Raw genomic sequence first — 1,776 nt, forward strand, 5'->3', positions numbered from 1 at the left:
CCGGATCGCCGCAGCCACCTGCGGATCCGGCTCCGGCCAAGGCCGCGGCTGCACCGACACCAGACACTCCGATCCACCGAGAAGCGAGAAGACCGCCATGATCCCATCCACCGGCACTTGACGACAGCCAACTCGCAGGCACAACAACGCACTTCAAAATTAGCCACCAAGATCGCGCAACGCTGTGGAACGATTCCGCGGCCGCGTTGTCCAGGGCCGAGCCCACGCGCCCCATGGACTGCACCGCGCCCAGGCGGTCACACAGGCTGTTGTACGCCGCACTCGTATATTCCGAACCGCGGACGCTCTCCTGTATGTCAACCTCTCTGGACTGACCGGTTCGGGGTGCTGTCCTGCTTGATCAGGTAGTACGCCTCGCGAGCGACGTACCGTTTGAGGCAACGGATGATCTCCATTTTCGACTTGCCTTCGCTGGTGCGGCGTTCGAGGTACTTCTGGGTGTCCTCGTCGTAGTGCAGGCGACAGACGACGGCCATGTGGAGGGCGGAGTTGGCCTGGCGGTCGCCGCCGCGGTTGAGCCGGTGACGCTGGACTTTCCCGGAGGAAGCGGGCAGCGGGGCGACGCCGCAGAGTTTGGCGAAGCGGGCCTCGTCGGTGACCCGTTGGGGGTTGTCGCCACAGGTGACCAGGAGCTGGGCGGTGTTCTCGATGCCGAAGCCGGTCCGTTCCAGCAGCGAGGGGGCCAGCTCACGGACCAGGGGCTCGATCATCGCATCGAGATCGGCGACCTCGTCGTTGAGCTCCAGGTAGCGGCGGGCCAGAGGCTTGATCGCGATGCGGGTCGCCGAGACGGGATCGCGGAAGGCGGTCTCGTCCGGTCGCCAGGCCGCTCAGGTGCGGATCAGTTGCATGCGGGTCAGATTGCGTACCTGGTCGCGGAGTTCCTCGGGCGCGGAGATGATCTGACAGCGGAGCATCTGCAGCGCGACGCGGCGGGCTTTGACGGCGGTGGAGCGGGCGATCCGCAGGACGCGTAAGGACTCGACCATGCCGGTGCGGGTCTTGGGCGTGATCACGCGGTTGCCGGCCAGCGCAGCATGGGCAGCGTTCTCGGCGTCGAGGGTGTCGTCCTTGCCGCGGCGACGCCGGTCGGAACGGTCGGGCCGGTTGACCTCAAGGATCTCGATACCGGCCTGCTGCAGATGGCGCAGGAGCCCGGCGCCGTAGGAGCCGGTGCCCTCGACGCCGATGCGGCGCACGTCGCCGAAGGTGCGCATCCAGGCGAGCAGGGCGCGGTAGCCGGCGCGGGTGGTGGAGAACGCCTGGGTGTCCAGGACGCGGTCGTCGGTGTCGATCACGGCGGCGACGTGCAGGTCTTTGTGGGTGTCCACGCCGCCGATGACGACGCGGGAGACGGGTGGAATGCTGGCCATGTCGGCCTCCTCGCGGACGAGAGCGCGGTGGGTCGGCGCGCGGTCACCGAGGCGGCGGACAAGACAGTGATGGGACCTTGGCCAGGCTCTCCTTAAGTCACTCCCGTCGGCGAGGCGAGCGCCTCGCCGGGATGCTCCCGGGCCACCGACATGTCCGAGGAAGGACAACACGGTCGATCCGAGTGCGGGTCAGGAGGCCGCGAGAGCATCCCGGCACCGGCATCCTGGCGCGTCCATCGCTGTGCGGGTCAAGAGGCCCGGGACATCCGGTACTTCACATACTCACTGTCCGAGTGGAAGATCACGCCGTCCACGGTGCCGCCGCGCGTCGCGGCTGCCATCTTGAGTGACGCGCTGACCAGGGCCGCATCGTGCCGCTCAC

1 pseudogene is annotated in these 1,776 nt (G+C 67.7%); it reads right to left on the reverse strand.

What is annotated here, in order from left to right:
* Nucleotides 1–317: 317 nt before the first annotated feature.
* Nucleotides 318–1,394: pseudogene (locus ACWDA7_RS52545) on the reverse strand (IS110 family transposase).
* Between the last annotated feature and the right edge of the window lie 382 nt (nt 1,395–1,776).

This window comes from Streptomyces sp. NPDC001156 (genome assembly GCF_053598275.1).